Genomic DNA, 7,470 nt, shown 5'->3' on the forward strand with positions numbered 1-7,470 from the left:
CCCCCAAACCACACCCTATAAATAAACTTCCACAACCCCATCAATTTCAAATTATATATTATCCAATACACGGAAGTCAAGCCATTAGCAGCCTTTGCCGGCTTTGCTATACATCTTTTTTGTAAAGTGAATGTCATTGCAACATCATCAACTTCTCTGCCTTAATACTTCATACATCAATATCGCCGCTGCAACAGAAGCGTTCAGAGAATTTATTTTCCCCTTCATAGGAATACCCACCAAGTAATCACATTTTTCCTTTACCAGTCTTCTAAGGCCTTTCCCTTCGTTCCCAATCACCATGGCTATCGGCCCTTTCATGTCCTGCAAATTATATGGAGTAGCTTCTGCCTCTGCTCCCACCACCCACAGGCCTTGCTCCTTCAAATATTCCAGGGTCGAGGCAACATTAGTAACCCTTGCAACGGGGATGTATTCCACTGCTCCAGCAGAAGCCTTGACAACGGTAGGAGTTATTCCCACCGCTTTCCTTTTGGGAATGATGATGCCGTGAACGCCACAGCACTCAGCCGTCCTTAGTATAGCCCCAAAGTTGTGCGGGTCCTCTATACAGTCGAGCACCACCACAAAAGGCAGCTCATTGGCCTGTCGAGCCCGCTCCAATATATCATCTACCGAGGCATAAGTATACGGCACAGCCAAGGCAATTATGCCCTGATGCGCTCCCGTCTGGGACATGCTGTCCAAGCGCTTCCTGTTAACCTCCTGAACTACAATCCCTCTCTCCCTGGCTATTTTCAATATATCCCTGACAGCACCCTCTCGACTTCCTTTTGCAACCAAAATCTTTTCGATGGTCTTGCCCGCCCGTAAAGCCTCCATAACTGGATTTCTGCCTTCCACCTGCCACTGAAAATCCTCTACCTTATGCATTTTACCCATCTACTTTAATCCTCCATACTCCCTGTAGATCTCTTCAAATTCCCTTCTCACTTCACCGGCCCTTCCGCAGGTCATCTCCCCTTCAGGGCATGCACCCCTGATGCATCCCGGCCCAGCGTTCATAAAGATATTGGGAGCCACCTGCAGCACCAATTTGAGCATTTCCTTGGCCAAATTCCTTATTTCCCATTGAGCCCTGCTGCAGCACCTTAAACTAAAAAAGTGCAACAGTTCACGAGCGTTCATGGTGACTAAAAACTTCGTCTCGGCTGCATTAGGCAGGACAAACCGGGCATCCTGATTGGAGGCTTCTCCCTTATTGCCCAGCAATTGCACCCATTCATCATACCAGCTTTGGATGGTGGCCATCTGCTGCTTGAATTTATCTATATATGGCTGCCCCAAAGCCTTTATGCTCTCAGGAATTATGTAATTGAAAGTCCTACCGTCTTCCGACCTCTCGGACACATACCTTTGCGATTTTACGCTGAAGCTGGCAATTCGGTGACGTGTTATCTGTGCCAGCAAGCTCCTGGATACGCCTTCCACGCCAAAGGTAAAGGTTGCGTGTTCGATTGGCGACAGATGTCCCATCTTAATAAGCTTGGATATAAAGTTTGACTGGTCCCTGCTTGCAATCCCTTCCTTCAAAGTATCCATATCAGCTGACGAATAGCACAGCTTGGCAGCCATAGCCACAACCTCTTCCGGGTTGGGCGTGTAGCTCAACAATTCCACATGCAGTTTAACTTCGCTCACCTTTTTCCCCCTCTTTGGCATTGTCTAATATATAGTCCAGTATTTCAAGCAACCTTTCGTCTCTGCCCATCAAGTATAGATACCCCAAGAGCGACTCAAATCCTGTAGCCAACCTATAATCGGCTACAGTGGCATTCTTAGGCATGGTCCCTGGTTTGGCATTTCTACCCCTTCTTACGATATCCAGCTCCTCCTGGGTCAAAAACTCCTCGATATGGCGAAGGGTATCGGCTTGTCCCTTTGCACGAACAAAATCGATAGCCTTTACATGCAGTTGATGCACCGGCACATTATAGGCCATCACCAAATAGGTTCTCACAAAAAGGTCATAAATGGTATCGCCTATATACGCCAGGACAAGAGGATGCACCCTTCTCACGTCGAGCTCATCAAATTTCTTATTCAATCTCTTCTCCAAACGCTCAATCAGTTCTCTCATCTATTTCAGCTCCACAGCCAAGAACTTTGTAGTTATTATACACCAAAAAGTCGCACTACAAAAGGGGCTGAATCTTCAGTTCAGCCCCTTTATCACCTTATATGTTCTCCAACGGGTTTACATTGCCAAAATGAGGCACAGGTCCATTGACAGGAGCAGCCCATCTCACCGCATTCTTTATGACACGCTGCACTTCTGGCTGATAAAAAATCGGGAATGTCTCATGCCCCGGCCTGAAATAAAACACCTTTCCTCGTCCCCGGTTATAGCAGCAGCCGCTCCTGAATACTTCCCCTCCGGCAAACCAGCTTATAAACACCAGCGTATCAGGCGCAGGAATATCAAACCGTTCGCCGTACATCTCAGCATGCGGGATCTCAAAATACTCGCCTAAACCCTCTGCAATGGGATGCCCAGGCTCCACCACCCAAATGCGCTCCTTCTCGCCCGCCTCTCGCCATTTTAAATTGCAGGTGGTGCCCATCAACTTTTTGAATATCTTGGAAAAATGCCCTGAGTGTAAAACAATGAGCCCCATCCCGTTTAAAACCCTATCGTATACCCTGTCCACAACTTCGTCTCGTACCTCATTGTGCGCTATGTGCCCCCACCAGATGAGCACATCAGTGGAATCCAGTACCTCTTTAGTAAGCCCATGCTCTGGCTCATCCAGCGTAGCTGTCCTTATTTCAAAGTCAGATTCTTGAGACAAAAAATCCGCAATGGCCCCATGGATGCCTTTAGGATAGATCTCAGCCACCTTTTTATCGGCCTTTTCATGTCGGTTTTCATTCCATACCGTTACCCTTATAGTTTTACTCATTTAAAACACACCTCTCCTCTTTTTAAATTGACCGAATTAATTCCACCTTTAAAGGCATAACGAAGATGACCAACACACCATCGATATTTACTTCGGTTTCACAGCTTCAACACCTTTACATTTACGCACCATCATCGACCAGGAAAGATGCTCCAGCACATTATTATGTTAACACTTTTTACATGAAAAATCAATCTAGCAAACCCATGTTTTATTGACACACGTGTCCATTATCGGGTATAATATGTAATGATACAAGCATTTGCAAAAACGAGGTAGAAAGGAAGATGTTTTATTGCCAAAGATCGTTGATTTCGAGCAGAAAAAGCAAGAAATCGTAGAAAAGGCCATGAAAGTCTTTATCGAAAAGGGATATCACAGAACAAACCTGGCAGACATAGCCAAAGAGTGCAATATGGGTCGCACAACGCTGTATCAATACTTTAAAGACAAGGACGAGATCTTCGACTATGTGGCCAAACAGCTCTCAAAAAATTTGGAAATCGATTGCATGGATATATTGGAAAACAACAAATTATCGGCTGCAGACAAGTTAAAAATGATTATCTCTCTGCTCACTCTTCAATATCAGCTGGAAAAAAACAAAATGCTCATGATAATAGAGATGTGGCTTCTCTCAAAGAGAGAAAATGATACCCTGAAAAAAAAGTTTGAAAAGCGCATCAACGTACTGAGAAAGATGTTTGAACAACTGCTTGACGAAGGAATAAGGGCAAAAGAATTCAAGGAAATCAATCCCAAAGCCATGGCCTTTACTATTTCCACTTTAGTCGAGACTTTTGTGCTACAAGCAGCTTTTGCAAACAACATCTCATATCAAGAGCATTTGAATAACATCTATGCGCTGCTCAACGGTCTTAAAGCATAAATTTTTTTAAGCTTTTAATGACATATGTGTCTATTTAGACGCATATGTTAATAACAAAAAGGGGGAAATGCAAATGAAATGGGCCAATCAGCTGATCAGTTCATTTCTTTTAAAAGAAGGCATCAGCTATCTGGAAAAAGACCCTATAAACAACCTGCCTAAAATATTAAATTGGGCTGAAAAGATAGCGGTTAAAGAAAACCACAAAAACGCCATTAACACCTTCCGGAAACTTATAAGCGATCCCGACAACAACTGGAACAAATTGATACACAGGGTGCTTACAGAAACGCATCCAAACGTCCAAAAGAAGTTTCTTATCAACTACTTTGTAAATGCTGGAATGGCAGGGAACCCTGTGATAGATGCTATGAAGGAAAAGCACAAATGCAACATCCCTTGGGCAATACTGATGGATCCCACCGCTGCATGTAACCTGAGATGCACCGGGTGCTGGGCAGGAGAATACGACAAAGCAGCCTCATTGGACAACGACACCATGGACCGAATAATTACAGAAGGCAAAGAGCTTGGAATTTATATGTACGTTCTATCGGGCGGTGAACCCCTAGTACGCAAAAAGGACATACTCTATCTTGCGGAAAAGCATAACGATTGCCTGTTCTTAGCCTTCACCAACGGAACGCTTATAGACGAAGAGTTTGCAAGAGAAGTACAAAGGCTGGGCAATATGATATTTGCCATCAGCGTGGAAGGCATAGGCGAAACAACCGACATGCGGCGGGGTAAGGGCACCTTTGAAAAGGTAATGAGGGGCATGGACATATTAAAACAGCACGGCATAGGATTTGGTTTTTCGGCTTGCTACCACCGCTATAACACAGAAGAAGTGGGCTCGGAAGAATACATCGATTTCATGATAGAGAAGGGCTGCCTGTTCGGCTGGTATTTCACCTACATGCCTTTGGGCAAAGATGCTGATCTCAATCTTCTGGCAACGCCTGAGCAAAGAGAGTACATGTATCATCAGGTCAGAAAATTCCGCGATAAAAAGCCCATATTTCTCATCGATTTCTGGAACGACGGTGAATACATAGGCGGATGTATCGCCGGTGGAAGGCACTACATCCATATCAACGCCAACGGGGATGTGGAACCTTGCGCTTTTATCCACTACGCCAACGTGAACATCAAAAATGTGAGCCTGCTGGAAGCACTAAAATCGCCGCTTTTCATGGAATACAAAAACAATCATCCGTTTAACAAAAACCATCTGCGACCCTGTCCATTGCTTGATAATCCCGAAAAGCTCAGGGAGATGGTTCACCGTTCCAACGCTTATTCAACACAACCCATAGACAAGGAGTCTGTAGATGAGCTGGCCGCAAAGTGTGAAAAAATAGCCCAAGAATGGGGCAAAGTAGCAGACAGGCTTTGGGTAGAATCAGGAAGGCAGCTAGATTAACCAGCTGCCTTTTATTTATAGCTACCGCGCTTTACACTTGTTTTTCTCAAAGTGGGCTACTTATTTCCAGAGCCAACCCCTTGTGACAAGCCATTATAAAATTCCTCTTAAGAAGCCATAATTTGCTAAAATGTATATCACCAGACCTATAACAGCCAGCATCAAGATGAACTTTAAAACCTTAAAGGTAATTTTTGCTATTAAATAGATGACCGCCACAGCGAGTAGAATGGTTATGATATCCGTCATAGCTTTTCTCCCCTTCTATGCACCACGGCTTATCCACACCGTCAACTGTCAAAATGTACTTTCCAAGCTAGCTTATAGCGACTTCCTTCCCCGTTTCAGCCGACTTGTAAATAGCATCCAGTATCTTCATTATCTCTAGGCCATCCGACCCGGGGCTCAAACACGGAGTGCCGTTTAAGATACAATCCATAAAGTGCGCAATCTCCTTATTGAACATCCCCTGAACGCTGCTCTTTGTCGCATCCATCTTAGGCGTCCAATCCACAAGATATCCATCCTTTTCACCCATTATTTGCAATTCAGGCTCCAAAGTTGCCCCTGCCTTTGAACCATACAATTCCAAATACAGATGGTCCTGCTTTATATTTTGCGTCCAGCTGGTCTCAACAAACACTGTAGCACCGTTATCAAATTTCACCATTGCCACAGCGCTATCTTCCACATCGTTATACTCGCTATAATCAGCCGATTTATACCAGCTGATCCCTTTTACATGGGATCGAGAGCCGATATAGTTAAAAGTAGAACCCACAGCTGATACAGCCTTGGGTTTGCCCATCAGAAACCACACGAGGTCGATGATATGGACACCCAAGTCAATAAGAGACCCTCCTCCCGAACGTTTCTTATCGGAAAACCATCCGCCGGGGTTACCGCACCGCCTTATGCATCCGGTCTTGGCATAGTATATTTTACCTAGCTCACCCTGTTCAATGATGGATTTCAAGAACCGAGCGTTTTCGCCAAATCTCCTTACAAAACCTACCATCAAAAGCTTTCCTGTGGTCTCTGCAGTATCAACCATAGCCTGAGCTTCCTGGGCATTCAATGCAAGCGGCTTCTCGCACAGCACATTAACCCCAGCTTTTAAGGCCGCAATGGTGGCAGGGGCATGGCCATTATTCCAGGTGCACACGCTCACTCCATCCAGCTCAACTTCTTTAAACATCTCGTCGTAATCAGTATATACATGGGGAATGCCATACTGCTTTGCCACCTTTTCTGCCCTTTCGGCGTTGATATCGCAAGCGGCCACCAATTCCACATTCGGCAATTGCTTATATGCCTGTATATGGGCATGGCTGATGGACCCCACACCAATGATTCCAACCCTTACTCTCTCCTTGCTCATCATTTTACCCCCTTCAAACTTTCGTAGTGTCAAAAATTTTTATACAAAATCAGCTTTAGTTGCTGAATATAACTGATTTTTTAGGTATATTTTTCAAATACCTCCCCAGAGTGGGTGGTGCTTAAATATAAATAATATTCCTTTAAAACTCAAATCTATCGTTTCCCCATACTGAATGTAGAACCAATAGCCAAAAAGGTTGTTGAAACATTTCGGCGGATATACCGCCGCAATCACAGCAGTAGTTATTGTGGAGCTTGTGGGAAAGTGCATACCAGCTTGGAAATGCTTGCTGATGGTTGTGGATAAAATTGTGTGATAAGCTGTGGTAAACTCGTAGAGTTTTCCATGGCTTATCCACAATTTTATCCATAGCCAGAAGCTTAGCAGTTCCTGCTGGGATGTACTTTTCCATCAAATCCACAATATATTCATTTCTCTCTTATCCAGGGAATTTATACTTAGAATTGACGGTGGCACCTCTTCTATGGTATAAACATACCATATACATCCTTTACATACTAAAAATTAGATAAGAGGTGACCACCGTGGCTATTATTATACCACTTCTCCTAAGTATAATTAAGTACCTGAATAAAATTCTTTTCAAATTTCAGTGTTTTTTAATACATAGATTTATGTCCAACTTACCTTCCGATAACCCTATCGCTGAACAATACCGCACCATGCAAGTAGATGACTTCCCTATCATTGAAAAGCGAGAGCTACTTGACCACAAGGTATTGCTGCAGCAGTACCTGGATACCCACGGAAAACCTCTTAAACCTATCAATCACAGGAGTTCCAATCTCCCTCCTAAAGGAACCACTTGCCCTATTTGTAACGCGCC

The 7,470-nt window shown here is 44.2% G+C and carries 8 protein-coding genes; 2 read left to right on the forward strand and 6 right to left on the reverse strand.

The genetic code is table 11. The annotated features are described in order from the left end of the window. Nucleotides 1-147 precede the first annotated feature (147 nt). The 4 genes from rlmB to KVG29_RS04150 all read right to left on the reverse strand — a co-directional run bounded on the left by rlmB (nt 148) and on the right by KVG29_RS04150 (nt 2,924). Complete coding sequence (gene rlmB / locus KVG29_RS04135; RefSeq protein ID WP_252226768.1) at nt 148-903, reverse strand: 23S rRNA (guanosine(2251)-2'-O)-methyltransferase RlmB; 756 nt, start codon at nt 901-903, stop codon at nt 148-150. After that, nucleotides 904-1,662: an FAD-dependent thymidylate synthase gene (thyX, locus tag KVG29_RS04140; protein ID WP_252226769.1), complete on the reverse strand. Its 759-nt coding sequence runs from the start codon at nt 1,660-1,662 to the stop codon at nt 904-906. Further along, a complete protein-coding gene (locus KVG29_RS04145) occupies nt 1,649-2,101 on the reverse strand; it encodes a Mini-ribonuclease 3 (protein ID WP_252226771.1) in 453 nt (150 codons plus the stop codon). Before KVG29_RS04145 ends, thyX begins: the two co-directional genes overlap by 14 nt. A 97-nt stretch (nt 2,102-2,198) precedes the next feature. Further along, the gene (locus tag KVG29_RS04150; RefSeq protein WP_252226773.1) at nt 2,199-2,924 is read right to left on the reverse strand and encodes a ThuA domain-containing protein; all 726 of its coding nucleotides are present in this window, start codon (nt 2,922-2,924) and stop codon (nt 2,199-2,201) included. 295 nt (nt 2,925-3,219) lie between these two features. On the opposite strand from KVG29_RS04150, the gene KVG29_RS04155 reads away from it, so the two are divergent. Beyond that, a complete protein-coding gene (locus tag KVG29_RS04155; RefSeq protein ID WP_252226775.1) occupies nt 3,220-3,813 on the forward strand; it encodes a TetR/AcrR family transcriptional regulator in 594 nt (197 codons plus the stop codon). Between the two features lie 73 nt (nt 3,814-3,886). Further along, complete coding sequence (locus tag KVG29_RS04160) at nt 3,887-5,239, forward strand: radical SAM/SPASM domain-containing protein (protein WP_252226780.1); 1,353 nt, start codon at nt 3,887-3,889, stop codon at nt 5,237-5,239. Nucleotides 5,240-5,332: 93 nt separating this feature from the next. On the opposite strand, the gene KVG29_RS04165 is transcribed toward KVG29_RS04160, so the two are convergent. Then, entirely contained in the window at nt 5,333-5,488 is a 156-nt protein-coding gene (locus tag KVG29_RS04165; RefSeq protein ID WP_252226781.1) for a hypothetical protein, read from the reverse strand. A 67-nt stretch (nt 5,489-5,555) separates the two neighbouring features. Further along, entirely contained in the window at nt 5,556-6,620 is a 1,065-nt protein-coding gene (locus KVG29_RS04170; protein ID WP_252226782.1) for a Gfo/Idh/MocA family protein, read from the reverse strand. Nucleotides 6,621-7,470: the final 850 nt, after the last annotated feature.

It is taken from the genome of Caldicoprobacter algeriensis, assembly GCF_023838525.1.
Lineage (GTDB): Bacteria > Bacillota > Clostridia > Caldicoprobacterales > Caldicoprobacteraceae > Caldicoprobacter > Caldicoprobacter algeriensis.